We start from the raw sequence: 23,477 nt of genomic DNA, 5'->3' as shown, positions 1-23,477 counted from the left end.
TAATTTGAAAAAAGATTGAGACTAATATTAAGTTTGAGAAGTAAAATAAAGGCGTCCGAAGTCTGATGTCAATGTTCAAAGTCTAATGTGGTTGAAAGGTTACTCGAATAAATAATAAATATTTAAGGTGCTAAGTTGATTTTAGCACCTTTTGTTTTAAGTTAGGCACGCCAAGGGCGTGCAACTACAAACATTGAAATTCCTATACATTAAAATAATATTTAATTTTTAAGCAATATCGTTTTTTTAGAAACCCTAATATTAGATAAAAGTATAGTAGTAAAAAGTGGCACCGTTTATATTACCGAGCATTATTTAGTTTTTATAGCATATTGTTAAAATTAATATATAACAATAATAGATAAAGATATAACAATTGCCGATAACAACACATTTGATAATCCGACGAGAAATGAAAAATAATTAAAAAAATAATGATATTTATTGCGACAATTTATCATAAAAAAAAGACCTTGACAGAAAATCAATAGTGTGTTATATATATAGTGAAGCACAAGAAGTGATTATATGTTAGCAAGATGTGAGCATCAACCAACGGAGAGTTTTTAAATAAGATTTAGTTTTACACGTAAAAAGTAATTATAGCTAATTAATGTTCTTTAGCAATTATAGATAAGATAACGGCAATTATGGATATTGACATTTTTGTAACTATACGTTATACTACTATTAGAAGATACAAATTAAAAAGAATATTTAAATAATAAAAACCTTAAGAAATAGTAAATAAGATAAATAATCGAAAGGAGGCAAAGATAAAATAAAGTAAAACTCCGAAAAGGCTACTCCTGAGAAATCAGGATGAGTTCGCAAAACCAAGGGCTAAGATAGTGAAAGCCAACAGGTTGCCGATAAACGACAAATAATTAAAATAGATCTTGTAATAAATAGAAATAAAGTAGAAATTACAAAGATCTAACTATCAAGCTAACAAGGTTACCGAAAACAAAAGAAGTGGATTAGTAAATTAGTGAATTAGCGAATTAGGTTAAAAACTTAATCAACTAATTATTAACTAGTTTTCTAATATACTTCTTTTTTGTTTTATTGAGTCCCCTACCGGAGACCAATAAAACAATCCCGATTACATATTAAGTTATAAATAAAAATCGGGATAATAAACCGAGAACACAAGAACAGTACTAAATTGGAGAGCTTTATGAAAATAACAATAAGCGAAATTAAAAACTATAAGGGGGAAAATATGCGCAAAGTGCTTAGCACTGTGATATTTGCAGTAATGGTAGTAGGTACTATATGTACAGGCAATTTAGAAGCTAACATTAGTAGTTCTGCTATGCAGTTTTTGAAAGTAGGCATAGGTGCGAAACAGGAAGCTATGGGTGGTGCACAGGTAGCAGTAGCTGAAGATGTCAATAGCGTATATTGGAATCCGGCAGGATTAGGTTCAGTCAGCGCAACCGAGTTATCATTTATGCATTTATCATATTTTGAAGGAATAAATTACGAATATCTGGCTATAGGACACCCAATAAACGAAAGTTCAACAATAGGGTTACAGGTAATGTACCTTAATTATGGCAGTATGGACAAGACATTAGAAGATGCCAATGGCGCATATGATGCGGTAGGCAGCGTAGGCAGTTATAGTGCAAATGATATGGGTGGTGCGATAAGTTACGGCAAGCAGGTAGATGAAACAATAAATGTAGGTGGCAGTTTAAAGATGGTAAGTGAGAAGATAGACAGTGATACTGCATCCGGATTTGGGTTAGATTTAGGTGTAGAATATGTTCCCAATAAAGGCGGAATACAATTAGGACTGGCAGTTCAGAACATAGGTGGTAAGGTAGGAAGTGATAGTTTACCCGGAAATATAAAAGCTGGGTTAGGCAAGAAGCTATCAGCATTTGAAGGTGAGAATAATTTAACAATAGCTGCCGACGTTAATTATGGATTAGACAGTGCGATAACAAAAGAGAACATCGGAATGGAGTTAATAGTAGCAGAGATGATAGCAATTCGTGCAGGCTACAAGATAGGTTATCATGAGGAGAGTTATACATTAGGCGGCGGGTTTAAGATGGGTGGAGAGAGTTCAACATTTAATCTTGATTATGCGTTTGTTCCGACAAAAGATTTAGGCGACACGCACAGAGTATCGCTAGGTATAAGGTTTGGGGGCGGAAAAGAATAAAGCAGTCCGATGTCCAATGTCCGAGGTCAAAAAAGATTGAAAAATTAAAGAATAAATGGTAAGATGTAAATAAAGATAGCCCGATGTCAAAAAGATTAAAATATGAAAATAAAACAAAATTTTAATAAAATATATGGCAAAACGGGAGGAAAAGGTATGGGTAAGATTATTAGATGGTGTATGTTTTTAGCGGCGTTAATATTTGCGAGTGGCATTGTAACTAAAAGTTGGGCAGATTTTTATCCCGGAACAGACAATATTTACAAAGATTTTACGCGAGTATCCACAGGTTGGTATGGCGGTACAGCTATTTGTGGAAATCCGTACACTGCTCACGACACTACTTCATCAGATCCATGCGCAGGATATGGAGGCTGTACTTTAACAAGTTGTGGGGGAAATTCGGCAGTTACTGCGACAGTGAATTCAGTAGATACTACCGGAGCAACAAAAGCAGAAGTATATATATCATATTGGGGTGGTCATGATGGCACACAAGACCAGAAGTTCCGTGTAAATAGCACAAGCGATAACGACTGGAAACCTTTACCGCTGCCTACAACACCAACAAGCGGGAGTTATTACTTCAGGACATTATATAATACAGTACCAACAGTTGTTCCGTTAAGTGGAGCAGGCTCGCTAATTGCAGGTAACAATAATATTTCTTTTACTGCCGGTTCACAAGGTGGCGGTATGCCATTTTTCTGGGTATATTCAGTTACAATTCGAGTATATTATAGCAGTTCCAAAACTCATCCAACAGGCAGCATCACATCACCGACTTCAGGGAGTGCATTAGGAGATAGTCAGACTTTCACAGCCAATGTGCCTACATATACAGGTGGAATAAGACAAGTAGATTTTATTGGCTGGTATAAAGACTTTAACTGGGAAGGCGATGGCCGTTTTCAAAACTGGCATCATACATATAAAGACGGAGTACTTGATAAACATATAGGCACTGATACTACCAGTCCCTATTCGGCAACATGGGATACTCGCTGGATACCTGACCAGGATCAGCCAATGAAGGTAGTAGCTCGTATAGTAGGTAATGATGGTATGTGTTATATAACAGATGCTGTAGATAATCTTACCTTTTCCAGAACCAGCTATTCTGTAAAACTATATGCTTCAAATAATGTTCCACCGGGTTTTTGTGCTGCTAGTTTTACATCTAATCCAAGGACATGTTCTTATACTATAAATGAACAATTAACCAATGCGACAGGTGCAAAACTTATGATAGCAACCTGGTGTGGTGCAGGACAGGAAAGCCTTGTTCCTTGTGCTGCAGCCAGTATCCGTGAATTTGGTATTAATAACGTGAGGATAGTGGATGCCGGAGGTCAATTAGCAGGACCGATTGGCGCAGTGGTAGCCCCCGCATTTAATACATATGATTTTAATCCAAATTTATTACACACCGGCACAAATGACTTTTATATGAGTTGCAATACACAGCATCATGCACTTGAAGTAAACTGGCCCGGACCGGTACTATTAGTTAAATATACAACTCAAGGAATACCAACCGCGAGTATAACAGCTCCAAGTAATAATGCATCATTTGATTCACCTGCGAATATAACAATCAATGCAACGGCAACAGACAGTGATGGAACAATAAGTAAAGTAGAATTTTATAATGGTTCTACTAAGTTAGGAGAAGATACTAGTTCTCCATATAACTACACATGGTCAAATGTTGCCGCAGGAAGTTATGTTATTTCAGTAAAATCAACTGATAATCTTGGGAACATAGGAGTATCCAATCTTGTTAGTATAACCGTAACCGGAGGTTCAACCGTAGGTAATTGGTGGAATGATAGCTGGAATTATCGCGTAGGGTTGGATATCCAGGCAGGCGCATATGAAAGGAAAAATAAACCCGTAGAAAAAGATATAAATTTCACGACATTAATAACCGGATTGGGAGGAAGTGGAGCATTCGACCCAGGTTCTATCCGTGTAGTAGAAGTTCTTGGAGATGGTACGGTAGTCAATGCATCAGTTCCGTTCCAGTTTGACCAGTCAAGCACATATAACGCAACTACAAATGCGGCTGGGACACTTGTGTTTATTATGGACAATACGACAGTAGCGAATGCTACAAGATATTATCATATATATTTTAACACAGGTACAAATTTAACAGTTCCTTCAGTAACAGCACATGTAGCACTAACAAACTCAACGGATGAAGGCAAGGACTGTTATAAAATAGTGACAGACCAGGGGACATATTATTACCAGAAAGCAGGCGCAGGATTTTCAAGTCTTGTAGATAGTGCCGGCAACGACTGGATAAACTATCATAGTGCGCCAACAGCCGGCAATGAAGGTGATATATATCGCGGGATACCTAATATGATTCACGGTGATGCACTACCCGGTTTTCATCCTAATGCAACTAACGGTACAACTGATTTAGTTAGTTCAGGTCCTATTAAAGCGAAAATTCATTCAGTAGTAGGCGGTGGTTGGGAATGTTATTGGGAAATATATCCTGAGTACGCAAAGATGACACTAACATCTGTCGGTCACAACTATTGGTTTTTATATGAAGGAACACCTGGCGGCACATTAGACCCGAGTACAGATGCCTGTGTCCGTCCTGGTGGAGCAAATGGTGTAGAAACACCGCTTTCAGCCACAGGTATATGGGCAGGCGACATAACTCCTGAGTGGGCGTACTTTAAAGATGGTTCGCTTAACCGTTCAATTTTCTTTGCACATAGTGAAGATGATTCTCAACCGGAATCTTACTGGCCTATTCTTCATGATGTGGTTAAGTCAGATTTAACAGTATTTGGGTTTGGAAGAAACTATATTGCAGGAAATGACGCTGTTAATGTAACTAAGTATATGAGTGCAGTCCCGGCACATTTCACAATGGGACTTTATAACGATAAAACATACCCGGTAATGAGTAAAGTGATAGAATCATCATACCGTGATTTGGGTGTGGTACAGCGGACAGCAGAGAAAAAAGATAGCGTATCATCAGCCGTACCGATAAAACTTCATCCTGATAATCCGCGTTACTTTCTATATAAAGGTCAGCCGACAGTCCTGATTGGTTCTAATGAACATTATGGTGCAGTACTGAATCTTGATTTTAACACTACAACATATTTAGACACACTCCAGGCTAATGGGCTTAATTATACCCGTATATTTACCGGTGTCTATGTAGAGCCGTCATATACAATGTGTAATCCACCATGGTGGATTATTGATGAAAATACGCTTGGTCCAAAAAGCGACAAACTTAGCTGTCCTTTTGCAAGAAGTACAACTCCCGGTTTTTATGATGATACTCCGTCAGCAGTTTCACCCAAACATCCAAGCAATAAGTTTGACCTGACCAAGTGGGACGATAACTATTTCGCCCGCCTCAAGGGTTTCGTTAAGATGGCTGGTGATAGAGGTATAGTAGTAGAAGTTACATTTTTCACTCCTTATTGGAATACTAATGACAATCCTGGTCAAGTCATGTGGATTCGTTCTCCATTTAAAGCAAGTAATAATATTAATGGTGTAGGTAATACAGCATCATGGACTACCAGTGGTTTAAATAGTGTTTGGGATATTAACGGTAATGACGGTTTGAGACCATATCAGGAAGCAATGGTAACGAAGATAGTTCAGGAATTGAATACATATGACAATGTCATTTATCAGCCGAGTATTGAGCCTAACTATAATGGAACTGAAACCAATCAAGTTATGTCAGTTACATTTGATAATGACATCATTTCTAAAATAGTAGCGGCAGACACACCTAAAAAGCATCTTATTTCTCAAAACGCTGTCGGTGATAATAATGGCAGTGATACACCGCTTGCGAATGTGGATATTCTTTCCTGGGATTTCTATAGCGAAGATCCTAGTGATGTTCGTGTTAGCGCATATAACGGTTATCCTAAACCCATAGCAAATGATGAAATAACATATCACAAGCAAGATGATGCCTGGTATCGCCGTACAGGATGGCGCTGGATTATCTATGGCGGAGCGTTATATAACTACCTTGACTTATCATTTACCACAACTAAAGCAGATGGTTCGTGGAATTTAATTCCTCCGACTGCATGCGGGACACAATCCATCGGGTCAGGGAATCCGGCATTACGTAAGTGCTATCATATTTTGAGAGATTTTATTCATTCTGTTAATTTTATAAAAATGACTCGTGACGTTTCAAGAGGTATAAATGCTTGGGGACTGGTTGGTGATAGCACTAATAAACAGTATGCTTTTTATTTAACAGGTCCGACTTCTGTTACGGTTAATTTACTGGCAGGCGATTATAAAGCAGAATGGATTGATACAAAAAGTATGACAGCAGATAATCAATTGTTAGTAGTTAAGACAGAAACAATTGCGAGTCACCCCGGAGGTAACAAGACACTGAATGCTCCAAGTTATAGTGGGGATATAGCACTGAGGATACTTGATACAGCCGTTCATGTTCCGCCGGTTGTAAGCATAAGCACAATTGGTGTTATAAATGGTAGTAATGCACCTGCTACTTTAACGATAGATGTAAATGCATCCAGCAGCGACGGCATAAAGCAAGTAGATTTTTACAATGGTGGTAACTGGCTTGGAACAGATAGTAGTTCGCCATATGAGTACATATGGAATAATGTTCCTGCAGGAAGTTACAGTATAACAGCGAAAGCAACAGATAATAGTAGCGGTAATACTACAGCGATGTCTGCATCTCAAATAGTAACAATAACCGGAGGTAGCGTTCCTCCATCAACGCAACAGGCATATCCTAATGGCGTAGCATGGACAATAGGAGCAGGAACGACAACTATAGAAGCAGAAAATTACGATATGTTAACAAGTGGTGTAGGTGAGGGTGAGACATACCACGATATTGATACTGCTAATAAGGGTAATGCATACAGAACAACAGAAGGTGTAGATATAGAAGCAATCCCTGGTGCAAGTAATGGTTATGATGTAGGTTGGGCACATCCTGGTGAATGGTTAGAATATAGTATTAATGTAAATCAGGGTGGCAACTACAAGGTAATAGCAGTCGCGGGTAGTGGAATAACAAATGCAAGTACTTTCCATATCGAATTCGGTCCGCATGGAGCAACAAGTACTGCAACACCATTAGTAAGTGTACCTAATACCGGTGATTGGGTGACTTATACAGAAGTAACTGTTGCAGAATCGGTGACGCTTACTGCAGGCAACCAGATAATGAAGTTAGTCCTGGATTCCGGCACTACTGATGTAGGTAATTTTGATTGCATCAAATTAATAAAGTTAAGTGCAGAAGATCCTAATATAGTAGCGACACCTACAATTAGCCCGGGAGCAGGAACATTTACAGGTTCTGTCACAGTAACATTAGGCTGCGCAACCAGTGGGGCAGAAATAAGATACACGACAAATGGAACAGATCCAACATCATCATCAACACTATATTCTGCACCGTTTGCATTAACTGCTAGTGCGACAGTAAAAGCGCGTGCATTCAAAGCAGCAATGACAGATAGTTCAGTAAATAGCGTGGCATATACAATAACAGGCGTTTCAACACAGCAAGCATATCCAAGCGGAGTTGCATGGTCAATAGGAGCAGGAACGACAACTATAGAGGCAGAAAATTATGATATGTTAACAACCGGTATAGGTGAAGGCGAAGCATATCACGATACAACAGTCGGTCAACAAGACCACGCAAACACATACAGGACAACCGAGAATGTGGATGTAGAGATAGTCGCTAGCGCCAGTAATGGTTATGATGTAGGGTGGGTACAACCTGGCGAGTGGTTAGAATACAGTATAAATGTGAATCAAGGCGGCAACTATAAAATAATAGCAAGCGCAGGTTGTGGGGTATCAAACGCAAGTCCGTTCCACATTGAAATTGGTTCTCTTGTAACACCGTCAGTAAGTATACCCAATACTGTTGATTGGCAGGCATTTACAGACGTAACAGTCGCTGACTCAGTAACGCTTCCTTCAGGTAATCAGATAATGAAATTAGTAATGGACGCCGGTAGTACAGATACAGGCAATTTTGATTACATAAAGTTAGTAAGGGTAAGTGCTGAGACACCTAATACAGTAGAAACACCGACAATTACTCCTGGAACAGGGTCATATGCAAGCTATGTTACAGTAACATTGGGCTGTGCAACCAGCGGGGCAGAGATAAGATATACAACAAACGGAACAGACCCGACATCATCATCAACATTATATTCAGCACCGTTTACATTAACTGCAAGTGCAACAGTCAGAGCGCGTGCGTTTAAAACTGCAATGACTGACAGTTCAATAAATAGTGCAGCTTACACGGTAACAAGTGTTTCAACTCAACAGTCATATGGAAACAGTGGAAATCCATGGGCTATAATAACAGGAACGTCAACGATAGAAGCAGAAAATTATGATTGGATAACAACTGGTGGTAGTGGTGAGGGTTTAGCATATCATGATATGGATGCTACAAACAGGGGTGGAGCATACAGGACAACTGAAGGTGTAGATGTAGAGAATGTCATCATTGGTAACGGTGGCTACGATATCGGGTACGTTCAACCTGGCGAGTGGTTAGAATACAGTATAAATGTAAATCAAGGTGGTGACTACAAAGTAATAGCAAGAGCCGGTTGTGGAATTTCAGGTGCAACCCCGTTCCATATTGAATTTGGTCCGCACAATGCAACAAATCTTGTAACTCCATCAGTAAGTGTACCTAATACTGTTGAATGGCAGGCATTTACAGATGTAACAGTCGCAGAATCAATAACGCTTACTGCGGGTAACCAGATAATGAAATTAGTAATGGACGCCGGTAGTACAGATGTAGGTAATTTTGACTACATCAAGTTAATAAGTTTAACTACAGATACAACACCGCCATCAGTAAGTGTCGTAACACCAACGAATGTAACTGGCAGTGGAGTAGTTATAACATGGACAACAAATGAACCTGCGAACAGTAAAGTAGAGTATGGATTAACTACTGGTTATGGCAGTGCAACTCCGGTAACAGATGCCGATGGAGTATATTCACACAGTGTTACACTAAGTGGGCTTACTCAGAACACATTATATCATTACCGGATGGTGTCCGTAGATATGAATGGTAACCCAACAACAACCGGAGATTATAGTTTTACAACAACATCTAATGATCCTAATCCACCTGTGATAAGCAACGTAGTAGCCGGTGTAACGCTAAACAGTGCAGTAATAAAATGGACAACTGATGAAAATTCAGATTCACAGGTTGCGTACGGAACTACAACGGCGATGGGCACCATAACCACGTTAGATCCGACATCTACAAGACTACACAGTGTTCCCATTAGCGGGTTACAGAAAGGCAAAACCTACTATTATAAGGTCTACAGCCGTGACTCATCTAATAATCTTGCTACATCAGCACAATACAGTTTCAAGACATATAACTTAAAGCACAGAATATATACCTATTATTACGATGACGGGACAACAACAACAAAGGTAGGTGCATCAGCAGCTGCGAGTTTGAAGTTCAAGGTTCAGGTATATAATGTAGATGAGAACAGTATTGCGACCGATTACACAGGAACATTAACGCTTACAACCAAGAACAGCAAAAGTAGTGTCCTTGATACAACAGATTCGACACTAATTACAGCAGATGCAGGAGAGAAGGAAGTCGCAATCCCATTCCGTAGTGATATAAATACAATTGAACTGACCGGTGATGTAACAGCACCAGTAGTGATAAGTTTCAATGATATGTATATTGCTAAATTAGTTGGTTATCAGGGCGGGTCAATACGAGGCTCCAACGGTTTAAAGATACTGATACCCACAGGTGTCCTGTCTGCAAACAAGTATCTTGCATCAATAAAGACAAGTGCAGCTCCGGCAGTCCAAAACTCAATGAAATATGTTAACACAGTGAATCCGATATGTTATGATTTTGGAGAGTTAACATTTAATAATAATGCGCCGGTATTACAAAATCAGGTATTTACAAGAGCAGTAAACATAACAATACCATATACAGCAGCAGATATAGGAACATTAAATGAGGATGGACTTAGAATCTATTACTGGACAGGGACAGACTGGGATTTGGTTTCAGGAGTCCAGACAGTAGACAAAGTAAATAATACAATAACAGCGACAGTCAAACATTTCTCAACATACCGTATATTGGGTAGTTATGTATCTGCTGATATGAGTAACGTGAAAATCTACCCTAACCCGTATAATCCGGCGACAGCGGTCCTTGGCAAATTGAAGATAATCAATTTACCAATGAACAGCAATATGAAATTGTATAATGTGACAGGTGAATTAGTCCGGGAACTTAAAGAAATAGATTTTGGTAATTTGGGTTGGATAGAATGGGATGGCAAGGATAGTGATGGTGACAAGGTAGGCAGAGGAATATACATATACCAGATAGAAGACGCTGCCGGTAGCAAGAAAAGCGGGAAGATAGGATTAATCAAATAAGAAAAGCGTCATAGAGTTCGTAGGGTCGTAGGGTCATAGAGTTTTAAGACAAAACACTAAGACCCAATGACGCTAAGACATACTTGAACAAGTTAGACTTGCCAAGGGTCTGGCGACAACTACAAAACTATAATTAAATTGTAGTTTCACGCCCTCGGCGTGATAACATTGAAATTCCTATACATCAAGTTATAAAAACAGAAGGTGCTGTTCGTTTCAGCACCTTCTGTTTAATATCTGTAAAAAAAGTAAAATTTATTGTAATATTTTTAGAAAAAAGTATAATAGAACTTGATATAAAATTCATTGAAATCAAGCTCATAATAAGGAGGGTAATTTATAATGTCAAAGTTAGCGATTCTTGGAGGAAAAAAAGCAGCAAGTGAGTTGAAAATTCCGCGATGGCCAATCGCAGATAAAAGTGATGAAAAGATGGTTTTAGATGTCTTAAGAAGGGGAAACTGGTGCAGACTTTATCCTAATTCCTGGGCAGAGAAATTTGAGAGAATATATGCAAAATGGATTGGTACGAAACATGCTGTTGCAGTTGCAAATGGAACAGTTTCACTTGAATTGTCGCTTAGAGCCGGAGGTGTTAGAATTGGAGATGAAGTACTTGTTCCGGCAGTAACTTTTATTGCTTCAGCAAGTGCAATAAGTGATGTAGGGGCGATACCTATTTTTGTAGATTCTGATCCGGAAACATTGCAAATAAGTCCAAAAGCACTTGAAGCATCAATAACTAAACGTACCAAAGCGGTGATTGTTGTAAACTATGGCGGTTATCCTGTTGATTTAGATAAAATAATTCCTATTGTACGAAAACATAAATTGTTACTGATTCAAGATTGTGCACATGCACATGGAACTGAGTGGAAAGGTAGGCAGGTGGGTTCCTATGGTGATTTTAGTTCATTTTCATTTCAAGGGAGTAAATCATTAGCCTGTGGTGACGGTGGGATAGTTTTAACTAACAACAAAGATTTATATGAAAAAGCATCTCTTGTCCATAATATTGGCAGGGTGATAGGTAAACCCGGGTATATTCATTATATTCTTTCTTCAAATTATCGCTTGTCAGAATTCCAGGCGGGAATTTTACTTTCTCAATTTAGACGGCTACCCCAGCAAACAAATTATAAATACCAAATGGGTGAGTTTCTTGCCAAGGAATTGCAAAAGATTGGTGGTGTAGACCCGTTACCTAGAGATAAAAGAATTACAAAACGCGGGTATTACTCTTTTATTGTTAAATATGACAGCAGGCAATTTGCGGGTGTCCATAGGGATATATTTTTAAAAGCTTTGGATGCTGAAGGAGTGTATTTTGGTGCAGGATATGGAGTACCACTGTATAAAAATGATGCTTTTCGCAAATCACAAATTGAGAAAGTTTTGCCTTCCCGGGTATTAGGTAAATTACCGGATTATGAAAAAATCTATTTGCCGGTAGCGGAAAATTTTTGTGCCAATCAACAGATGACGTTATGGCACCCTGCATTACTTATGCCTCGAACTGAAATACAAAGAATTATTGATGCTATTGTAAAGATAAAAGAGAATTTAGATGAATTGAAAAAGGTTACAAACATAAAATAAATGATTAAAACGGGTATCTCGATAATAAAAATAACTCCTCCATTAGGAGTAGAATTGTCAGGTTATGGTCCATATCTTAGAAGAACAGCTAAAGATGTACATGATGATTTGTATGCGAAAGCAATATTTTTTGATGATAATAAAACTAAAGTATTATGGATAATATGTGACTTAGTAGGTTTAAATAGAGGAATCGTTGTAGATTGTAAAAAAGAATTATCCGCTAAAATAGAAGGTCTTAAGGAAGAGAATATAATTATTTCAGCTACTCATACACATTCGGGACCGGCGACGATATATTTAAGAGGATGGGGGAAGATAGACAAGGGATATATAAAAGAATTAATCCGTAAAATTATTGAAGTAGGAATAGAATCAAGTAAAAAGACGAAACCGGTAACCATAGGATTTGGTAAAGGAAAATTAAAAATAAATTATAACCGAGTGGTAGATAACGGCAAAGTAGATGACGAGATAATGGTAATGAAAGTTGAAGATAAAAAAGGAGAGCCAGCTGCTGTTTTTTATAATTATAATTGCCATGCAGTAGTGTTAAGAGAAAGGAATTTTTCAATATCAGCAGATTATCCTGGCTATGCATCAAAGAAAATAGAGACAGAGACTGGCAATAAATCTATTGCTATATTTTTACAGGGATTCTGCGGTGACATTGACCCTATTTATCTACGACCCACATTTGATTCGGCAAAATTATATGGAGACAGAACCGCAGATGAAGTGTTGAAAGTTATTGCAAATACAAAAACAAAAAACATTAATAAAATTTCAGTTAAATCTAAAATCATTAATTTGCCTTTAGTTATACCTACTGAATCAGAAGTAGATGATGAAATAAAATATTTTTCTGCAAGAGATTGCAAAACCAAAGAATGGAAAAGATTTTTTGGGGATTGGAAAAAAGATATATTGAATGAATTAAGCAAAAACCCCAGGAATACATTATCTACGGAAATACAATTATTGAAGTTAGGAGAATACGCATCGTTTGTTATTCTGCCCTGTGAATTATTCACAGAATTTGGTATGAGAATAAAAAAAATATCCGGGTTAAAAAACATATTTGTGGTTTGCTATTCAAATGATTATATAGGTTATATACCGGATAAAAAAGATTTTGAAAAAAAGAATTATGCATCAAGCATGGTTCCATATATGGCGGGATTTTTTAAATTCAGAAATGATGTCGGAGATGTGCTCGTTAAAGAAGTGAAGGATATGATACTAAAACAATAGATTACTACTAAGGAAAATTAATAGAATGGTTATTGGGAATGCAACATCAACAACAACTTCCAACATATTACCAAATCTTAAAACAGGAAATATTATTATTGATTCTGCATTCCGGATAGCAATCGGTGATATTGTCGGAAATATTGTTCAATTCAAAGATGGACTATTAAAAGAAGAAAAACCGGTCTTTCTTGCAGGACTTGAATATGATGTCACATGGACAAGAGATTCTGCTGTAAATTCGTGGAACGGGACAGGATTACTTTTTCCGGATATTACCCGCAATACTTTGTTATCAGTACTTAAATATAAAGATAAAAAGGTATATATTGGCGGACAATATAATCAATATTGGGATGCAATAATATGGATAATCGGTGCTTGGTGGTATTATCTTTATACCGGCGACAAAGAATTTCTTTTACTTTCCTATGAAGCTGCACAAAATTCAATAAAGTATTATGAATCTACGGAATATGATGATACGTTTAATCTTTTTCGTGGTCCTGCCTGTTCCGGTGACGGTATAGCTGCATATCCTGATTTCTATTCAAAAACAGGTAACTCAGATTGTATCCTTGAATGGACCAAAGAAAATCCGGATAAAAAAGCCAACAAAGGTTATGGTATTCCTATGTGCACACTATCCACAAATTGTCTTTATTTCTATGGATATGTCTTACTTCAAAAAATGTCTGATGAATTAAAGATAAAAAATAAAATATGTTCAGAGAAAAAAGCCCAAAAATTAAAAGAATCCATAAATAAACATCTCTGGAATCCCAAGGCAGGCATATATAATTATTTTATAGACCAATGGGGTTTATGTAAACACCAGGAGGGAATGGGGAACAGTTTTGCAGTTATTTTTGGGGTTGCCGATAAAAACCAGCGTAATTCAATTTTAAAAAATATTCATATTACTCCAAATGGTATCCCTTGTGTCTGGCCGACATTTGACCGGTATAAAAATAAAGGCATTGGTAAAAAAAGTTACGGGAGACATTCCGGAACTGTATGGCCGCACATACAGGGTTTTTGGGCAACTGCCGCTTCGTTTGAGAACAAAACAGAAATGTTTTTCAACGAGCTATTCCACTTGTCAAAATTTGTTTATAGAGACGGTCAATTCGCTGAAATATATCATCCTGATACCGGTGAAATATACGGCGGACTACAGGAACAAAATGGGAAAATGGTGGAATATAAGTCCTGTTCAAGACAGACATGGAGCGCGACAGCTTATATACGAATGATTTTTATGGGACTTCTGGGAATGAATTTTAAATGTGACGGAATTGAATTTAAACCTGCTATCCCGAAAGTATTAAAATCGGTTATTCTTAAAAATCTGAGTTATCGCGATTCCTTGTTGAATATTGAAATTATAGGTTCAGGAAATAAGATTGGTGTTTTCAGTATTGACGGAAAAAAATCTAAACAATATTTTTTTACGGCAAAACATAAAGGAAAACATAAAGTGTCTATTAGAATGATTTAGAAAAGAATGACTGTCCGTAGTCCGATGTCCGATGTCTAACATCAGAAGCAAAAGATAAGATGCAATAGGTAAGATTAAAATAATAAATACGTTGTACATTATAAATATTTTGGCTAATTGTATTAAGAAACATAAGAACTTAATAAGAAAAAAGGATAGAACTGAAAAATGAAAAGTAAAAAATATTTATTAATAAAAAAAATACGTTTTTTATCGGTGATTGTTTTACTATTCAATATTTTCCGCGTAACACTCTTTGCTTCGCAGGAAAATCATAAAAAAGTCAGATTGGTCGTTGAAAAAGGGGTCGGTCTTCCGAGACCTGATGATTCAAGACCGCCGACAATGTGCAACAGGGCTGTTCTACGGGCATTCAAAGAAAAATATCCCTGGATAGAAATTGTAGAGTCCGGCGGTGTATCTTCCAGTGCTTCAGCTTTGGGACCTGAAGTTGGACGACTTATGTTAATAGCAAGCGGTCTCGCTCCTGATATTTTCGGTCTTGGTTTCGCTACATCAGATTTTTTTATCCGTGAAGGTCTTTTGTATCCGCTTGACGGGTTCATAGAGAAATTGCCTAAAAAAGAAGTTGAAGACAGAGTTCTACCTGCCGCAGTTCCTGTAATGTACCGTGATGGACCGACTGATGAAAAACACTGGTGGGCGTTTCCATATACAAAAGAAATTATGGGTTTTATCTATCGCAAAGATTTGTTTTATGATGCCGGACTTGATCCGGACCGTCCGCCTGATACATGGGAAGAATATTTGGAATACGCACGCAAAATTACAAATCCTGATAAGGGTATTTATGGTACTCAATTTATAAACGGTGGGGCTGCTTCCTGGAATTTTTATTTTCTTCTTTTATCTGCAGGAGCAAGATTTGTTGAACAAAATAAAAATGGCGAATGGAGAGCAGTTTATAATACGCCCGAAGCAGTAGAAGCAGTTTATTTTTATACTCGCCTTATACAACAACCGTTTGTAAAAAATGGTAAGACTATCCATGGTACGTCATACTACGGTCCTGATGCTTATGCTGACTGGAATGCCGGCAGAGTAGGTATGCGTCAATTTTATTTTAAGTCAGAAATGATAGCCGAAGTAAATCCGCAACTTATCGGAATAGCACCGGTTCCAAAAGGACCAACAGGCATAAGAGGTTCAGAACTTAATTGTTCAATGCTTGGAATATTTTCAGGTATTAAAGACCCGGATGTTCTTGATGCAGCGTGGAAATTTGTGTATTTTTGGGGCGGTCCTGAAGCAGAAAAAATACGCACTAAAGTATATGTTGAGAACGGTTATGGTAATTTTCTAAATCCTGTACAACTTAGAAAATACGGTTATACAGAATACTTAAAATACGCTCCAAAGGGATGGGAAGATAAATACAAAGAAGCATTATACAACGGTGTTCCTGAACCATACGGTAAAAACTGCGCTGAGACATACGGCTATGTATCACAACCATTAGAATTAGCATTGATAGAAAACTTAGGCAGCAAACCTCCTGAAATTGCAAGAAAACGCATAAAGCAACTATTGGATATAGCAGTCGCTGAGACAAATGAGAAAATGATAGGAATAGTTCCACCGAAGAAATTGGCATTTAGAAGGAGAGTAGCATTATCTTTAGCTATCGTAGTTTTTTTAAGTTTCATTTTTGCTTTAATATATATTATGAAAGTATTTACGCCGGAAGGAGCCAAAGCCGGCTGGGGATTCAAGAAATACTGGATTGCATATTTAATACTTCTTCCTGCTGCATTAAGTATGATAATATGGCAGTATATTCCCACACTTCGCGGTGTTATTATGGCTTTTTTGGATTACAAGATACTTGGGGGAAGCAAGTTTATAGGTATAGATAATTTTGCAAATGTGCTTTTTGATAAATTATTCTGGCAGGCATTGTGGCATACTGTATATTATGCAAGTTTAATTCTTGGTTTAAGTTTTTTCTCGCCGATAATTCTTGCTGTAATGTTACATGAAATACCAAAAGGCAAAATATTTTTTAGGGTAATATTTTATTTACCTGCTGTGATAAGTGGTATAGTAGTGATCCTTTTATGGAAAAGTTTCTATGACCCCACACCAAATGGAATATTAAATATAATTTTAGCTCTTATTTCCGGGGGTAAAATACTTCCGGTGAAATGGCTTCAAGATCCCAATTTGGCTATGCTATGTGTTGTTATACCAATTGTCTGGGCGTCTGTCGGACCGGGGTGTCTTATTTATCTTGCTGCATTAAAGACGATACCTGAAGATTTATACGAAGCAGCGGACATAGATGGTTCTAACATATGGCAAAAATTATGGAATGTTACTATTCCCACAATTAGACCTTTAATCATAATAAGTTTTGTAGGTGCTTTTATAGGAGCATTCCAGTCAGCAGGTTATATATTGATAATGACAGGTGGCGGGCCGGCTAGAGCAACAAATGTATTGGATTTAGAAATATTTTATAATGCATTTGTATATTTAAAATTCGGGATAGCAACCGCCATGAGCTGGTTATTAGGTTTTATTTTAATAGGATTTACCGTATACCAATTAAGATATTTAACTAAAATGCAATTCAAAACGGCGGAATAAAAAAAAGAGTTATAGTGTTCATAGGGTTCGTAGAGTTTATAGAGTTAAAAACCCTATAACTCTATAACCTAATTGGGGGTATTTAATGTCTATGCAAAAGTTGTTGAAAGTAGTATGCAATTTTGTAGTATGCATGTTTGTATTGGGTATGTTTGCGGGAAATGTATTGTTTGGTATAACTGATACTACACCACCTGCCAAGATAACGTATTTTCTAACTGCATATCCGACTGCCAAGACAGTCACGCTTGTATGGCGATCTGTCGGGGATGATGGTAATTCAGGTACTGCAACAAAATATGATATCAGGTATTCACTTTCACCGATAACAACAGAAGCAGAATGGAATTCAGCTACAAAGATTATATGTGACCTCACTCCAAGTTCTGCGAGTTCTGCGGAATCATTTATTGTTTTTGGTCTTTCACCTTCAACCAAATATTACTTTGCAATCAAGGCAGGAGATGAAGTCCCTAACTGGTCACCGTTATCTAAATCACCGAGCGGGACAACACCTGCTCTTACAGATACAATACCACCCGGTAAAATAACAGACCTTACAACAAACGACCCGACACCAAACTCAATAACACTTAAATGGTCCGCTCCAGCCAACGATGATAACAGTAATGGTCAGGCTGCAAGATATATACCATATGATATGAACCGCCAAAATCCAACCCCTCAATCACAATGGTTATATCGTTTAGCTTCACGGTATATACCGTATGATATACGATACTCATTGTCTCCGATAACAGATGCAAACTGGGATTCTGCAACTAAAGTCCAGGGGACACCGGCAGCACAACAGGTATTCAATCAAGAGATGTTCACAGTTGTCGGTCTTTCGCCTTCAACAAAATATTATTTTGCAATAAAGACGGCAGATGAAGTCCCAAACTGGTCAGTTGTATCAAACAGTCCATGTGAAACTACAAAAGCTTTAGGTCTAACTACGCCATATAAAGGAGTCCCGTTTCAGATACCCTGTAAAATAGAATTAGAAGATTTTGATAATGGCGGTCAAGGCGTATCATATTACGATACAACAAAAGGTAACGCAGTGTATCGCGATATTCCGACAGGTGAACCGGAAAATGCATACAGGAAAAAAGTAGATGTTGATGTTGAACCCTATAGCGGAGCGAGCGGGGGTTATGATATTGGCTGGGTTATGGCTGGTGAATGGTTAAAATATACAATAAATACAAAAGCCGCAGGAACATACACAATAGAAGTACAAGTAGGATGTGGAGGTAATGGCGGTAATTTCCATATAGAGTTTGATGATGTTGATAAAACAGGGCAAATGACAGTTCCTAATACCGGTGGATGGCAGACTTTTCAAACACTAAAGAAGACAGGGGTAAGTTTAAGTGCAGGGAAGCATATTATGAAGTTGATAATGGATACTTCCGGCACTGAGGCAACCGGTAATTTTGATTATATAAATATAATAAGTGAAGGCCAATTAAAACCAGTTATAATAGTAACATTACCTTATGGAAACGAGAATTGGGTAGCAAGTAGCAAAAAGGTAGTGACATGGACAACACAAGGGACAGTAGGGAATGTAAATATAGATTTATCAACAGATGGGGGAACGAAATGGACAACAATAGTATCTAATACAGCTAATGATGGTAGTGAAACAATAATAGTTCCAAATATAGATAGTAGTGCTTGCAAGATACGGGTACAAGATATAAACGGCAGTCCTGTTGGTATATCAAATAATAATTTTAAAATTTCTCTTACTCCGCCGAATGACAAGTTACTTTTCTATGAAGGTGCAGTATATCCAAATCCCAATCTCGCACCTGTAAATCCGCCATATCTTATTTCTTGGCGAGCCGGTCCCGGCGAACAGCCTCACGAAACAGTAAATTATGCCGGCTATAAATGGGCTGACAAGTCATGGCATGATGAAATGATAACAAAAGGAAAATTACCGATACCGTTTACATATGCTTCAAGAAATGATGCAAAACAAAGTGCTAATCCGGAGTTTCTTGATACTGAAGAAAAGATGTATAATAAATATATAAAGATCGCACAGGAAGGATATTATGGCATAGAAATTGACGAATGGGTTGCATGGGAAACTGACGACCGGGTCAAGGAATCTATTAATGCACTCAGACGAGTGAAAAAGCAATACCCCAATGTTTTCATGACTGCTGGTTATTATGGTGATGGTTTTGATGATACGATGGCGAGTGCAAGCGATATAATAAATATTTATGAGCCGGAGATATATATTTATCCCGGGTCCAAGGACTACAGAACATATATCAAGAAATGGACTGATTGGATAAAGTACTACGGATTCGAAGGTAAGAATATCGGAATACTGAGTGGTGGAGACGACTTCCATGGCCATCCTGCAGATATTGACTTATGGATAAAGTACTTGCGTGCAGAATCGCCTCAAATGGCAGGTCTTGGGATATCAATATTTAAACTTTATGCATTGTCTACTCCTGAAAGGGCAGAGTTTGACAAGGTGATGGATGATAACTTCTTTAAACTATCACCATCTGTTTCTATAACCACACCGACAAACAATGCAAAACTAAGAGGAACGGTCAAAATTGCGGTAAGTGCTGCAAAAAATTCAGAAACAGGTAATCCTGTTGTATCTTATCGTTATTTCATAGATAACAAACTTGTAAAGATATCATCAAATCCTGAGTACATCTGGAATACTACCGGATATTCAAAAGGCAATCATATAATAACAGTTCACGCAGTAGCAGATGATTATCTTGCTGGAGTAAGCCAAGTAAATGTAAGGTTATAAAGACAGTCATTAGTCTGATGTCCCTGCCCACCGACGATTTAGTGGTGGGCGAGGTTCAATGTTCAAAAAAATTAAATATTGAAACTTATGGAAATTAAGAAATTTATAGAAATTAAACAACATATTACTATAAATTACAATAAATTACGCGAAGCATATTTCAAAAAGGGGGTATTTTAATGTTCATGCAAAAATTGTTAAGATTATGTTGTATGTTTTTTGTAAGTATGTTTGCGGGAAATGTATTACTTGGTATAACTGATACTACACCACCTGCCAAGATAACGTATTTTACGACTGCATATCCGACTGCCAAGACAGTCACGCTTGTATGGCGGTCTGTCGGGAATGATGGTAATTCAGGTACAGCAACAAAATATGATATCAGGTATTCCCTTTCACCTATAACAACAGAAGCAGAATGGAGTTCAGCTACAAAGATTAAATGTGACCTCACTCCAAATTCTGCGGGTTCTGCGGAATCATTTATTGTCTTTGGACTTACACCTTCAACCAAATACTATTTTGCAATTAAAGCAGGAGATGAAGTTCCTAACTGGTCACCATTATCTAAATCACTGAGTGCAACAACACCTGCTCTTACAGATACAACACCACCCGGTAAAATAACAGACCTTGCAGCAAGTAACCCAACTGCAAACTCAATAACTCTTACATGGACCACTCCCGGCAACGATGACAATAGTAAAGGTCAAGCTGCAGGATATATTCCATATGATATGAATCGTGAAAAACCAATCCCGGAATCACAATTTCTACTTCGTCTAGCTTCAAGATATATACCATATGATATTAGATACTCGTTGACACCGATAACTGATGCAAACTGGGATTCTGCAACTAAAGTAAAAGATACACCGACAGCACAAGAGGTATTTAATCAAGTGACATTCAGCGTTGTTGGTCTTAAACCTTCAACGAAGTATTATTTTGCTATAAAGACGGCAGATGAAGTTCCTAACTGGTCAGTCGTATCAAATAGTCCTAGTGGCACTACAAAAGCTATAGGTATAACTACTCCATATAAAGGAATCCCGTTTCAGATACCCTGTAAGATAGAAGCTGAAGATTTTGATAATGGCGGACAAGGCGTAGCATATTATGATACAACACCTCGTAATTCAGGAAATTCGTACCGTACAGCAGAAGATGTTGATATTGAACCTTGTAATGATGCAGGCGGAGGTTATGATATTGGCTGGGTTTATGCAAATGAATTTCTAAAATATACAGTCAATGTAAAAACAGCAGGGACATATACAGTAGAAGTGAGAGTAGGATGTGGTGGTAGTGGCGGTAATTTTCATATAGAGTTTGATGACGTTGATAAAACAGGTACAATGACGGTTCCTAATACAGGCGGGTTTCAGATTTGGCAAACTATAAAGAAGACAGGGGTAAGTTTAAGTGCAGGAAAACATATTATGAAGTTAGCAATGGATACAACCGGTAACGAGGCAACCGGTAATTTTGATTATATAAATATAATAAGTGAAGGGCAATTAAAACCGGGCATAACAGTTACATCACCTAACGGCGGGGAGAATTGGATAACAGGTAATCAAAGCAAAGTGACATGGACAAGTCAAGGTAACTTGGGGAATATAAATATAGATTTATCAACAGACGGGGGAGCGAACTGGATAACAATAGTCTCAAATACAGCAAATGATGGTAGTGAGCCAATAATAGTTCCAAATAAAGCGAGCAGTAATTGTAAGATACGGGTACGAGATATTAATGGTAAGTATAGTGACACGTCAAATGCTAATTTTAAAATTTCTCTTACTCCGCCAAATGACAAATTACTTTTTTACGAAGGAGCAGTATTCCCAAATCCCAATCTCGCACCTGTAAATCCGCCATATCTTATTTCCTGGCGAGCCGGTCCCGGCGAGCAGCCTCACGAAACGGTAAATTATGCAGGTTATAAATGGGCTGACAAAACGTGGCATGATGAAATGATAGCAAAAGGAAAACTACCGATACCATTTACATATGCATCAAGAAATAACGCTTCACAAAGCGCTAATCCTGAGTTTCTTGATACTGAAGAAAAGATGTATAATAAATATTTAAAGATTGCACAGGAAGGATATTATGGTATAGAAATAGACGAATGGGTTACATGGGAAACGGATGACCGTGTCAAGGAATCTATCAACGCGTTAAGGAGGGTTAGAAAACAATATCCAAATACGTTCATGGTTGCTGCTTACTATGGTGATGGTTTTGATGATACAATGGCGAGTGCAAGCGATATAATAAATATTTATGAATCGGAGATATATATTTATCCCGGGTCCAAGGACTACGGATCGTATATCAAGAAGTGGACTGACTGGTTAAAATATTATGGACTAGAAAGTAAGAATATCGGCATATTGAGCGGTGGAGACGACTTCCACGGACAGCCGGCAGACATTGACTTATGGATAAAGTACTTGCGTGCAGAATCACCAAGGATGGCTAGTCTTGGGATATCAATATTTAAACTCTATGCTTTATCTGCTCCTGAAAGAGCAAAATATGATAAGGTGATGGATGATGATTTCTTCAAGCAATCACCATCTGTTTCTATAATTTCACCGGCTAAAAATGCTTTAGTTAAAGGCACAGTTAAAATTTCAGTAAATGCTACTAAAAATTCTGAAACAGGTAATCCTGTTGTGTCTTATCGTTATTTTATAGATAATAAACTCGTAAAAATATCATCAAGCCCTGAGTACTTATGGAATACTACCGGTTATTCAAAAGGCAATCATATAATAACTGTGCATGCAGTGGCAGATGACTACCTTGCCGGCGTAAGCCAGGTAAATGTAAAGTTATAAAGACAATCCAATGTCCTTAGTCTATGTCCTTGCACGCACGGTTTAGTGGTGGGTTAGGTTCGACGTACTAACACTTGAAGCAAGAAACAAGATGCAAGAAGTAAGATTTAGAATACTTGCTTCTTGTTTTATTGTACATTAATCACTACATAGGCTATTAAAAAACTT

8 protein-coding genes are annotated in these 23,477 nt (G+C 37.6%); all 8 read left to right on the top strand.

Features of this window, described 5'->3' with window-relative positions:
* The first annotated feature begins 1,180 nt into the window (after positions 1-1,180).
* The 8 genes from PHE88_06925 (at position 1,181) to PHE88_06890 (ending at position 23,309) form a co-directional block, all read left to right on the top strand.
* The gene (locus PHE88_06925; protein ID MDD5687548.1) at positions 1,181-2,179 is read left to right on the top strand and encodes a PorV/PorQ family protein; all 999 of its coding nucleotides are present in this window, start codon (positions 1,181-1,183) and stop codon (positions 2,177-2,179) included.
* A gap of 156 nt (positions 2,180-2,335) precedes the next feature.
* Positions 2,336-10,684, top strand: a complete 8,349-nt coding sequence (locus tag PHE88_06920; GenBank protein MDD5687547.1) for a carbohydrate-binding protein — start codon at positions 2,336-2,338, stop codon at positions 10,682-10,684.
* Positions 10,685-11,026: 342 nt separating this feature from the next.
* Positions 11,027-12,283 carry a DegT/DnrJ/EryC1/StrS family aminotransferase gene (locus PHE88_06915; GenBank protein ID MDD5687546.1) on the top strand — a complete coding sequence of 419 codons (1,257 nt, stop codon included), beginning with the start codon at positions 11,027-11,029 and terminating at the stop codon, positions 12,281-12,283.
* Complete coding sequence (locus tag PHE88_06910) at positions 12,284-13,537, top strand: neutral/alkaline non-lysosomal ceramidase N-terminal domain-containing protein (GenBank protein MDD5687545.1); 1,254 nt, start codon at positions 12,284-12,286, stop codon at positions 13,535-13,537. It begins immediately after the preceding gene.
* A gap of 25 nt (positions 13,538-13,562) precedes the next feature.
* Positions 13,563-15,038 (top strand): hypothetical protein, encoded by a 1,476-nt coding sequence (locus PHE88_06905; protein ID MDD5687544.1) that lies wholly within the window; start codon positions 13,563-13,565, stop codon positions 15,036-15,038.
* A 168-nt stretch (positions 15,039-15,206) separates the two neighbouring features.
* The gene (locus PHE88_06900; GenBank protein MDD5687543.1) at positions 15,207-17,648 is read left to right on the top strand and encodes an extracellular solute-binding protein; all 2,442 of its coding nucleotides are present in this window, start codon (positions 15,207-15,209) and stop codon (positions 17,646-17,648) included.
* A gap of 91 nt (positions 17,649-17,739) precedes the next feature.
* Positions 17,740-20,454 (top strand): carbohydrate-binding protein, encoded by a 2,715-nt coding sequence (locus tag PHE88_06895; GenBank protein MDD5687542.1) that lies wholly within the window; start codon positions 17,740-17,742, stop codon positions 20,452-20,454.
* A 185-nt stretch (positions 20,455-20,639) separates the two neighbouring features.
* Entirely contained in the window at positions 20,640-23,309 is a 2,670-nt protein-coding gene (locus PHE88_06890) for a carbohydrate-binding protein (GenBank protein ID MDD5687541.1), read from the top strand.
* Positions 23,310-23,477 lie beyond the last annotated feature (168 nt).

This window comes from Elusimicrobiota bacterium, from assembly GCA_028718185.1.
Classification (GTDB): Bacteria; Elusimicrobiota; UBA8919; order UBA8919; family UBA8919; genus JAQUMH01.
The sequence above is the reverse complement of the archived record's forward strand: the minus strand, read 5'-3'. Positions and strand labels throughout refer to the sequence as shown.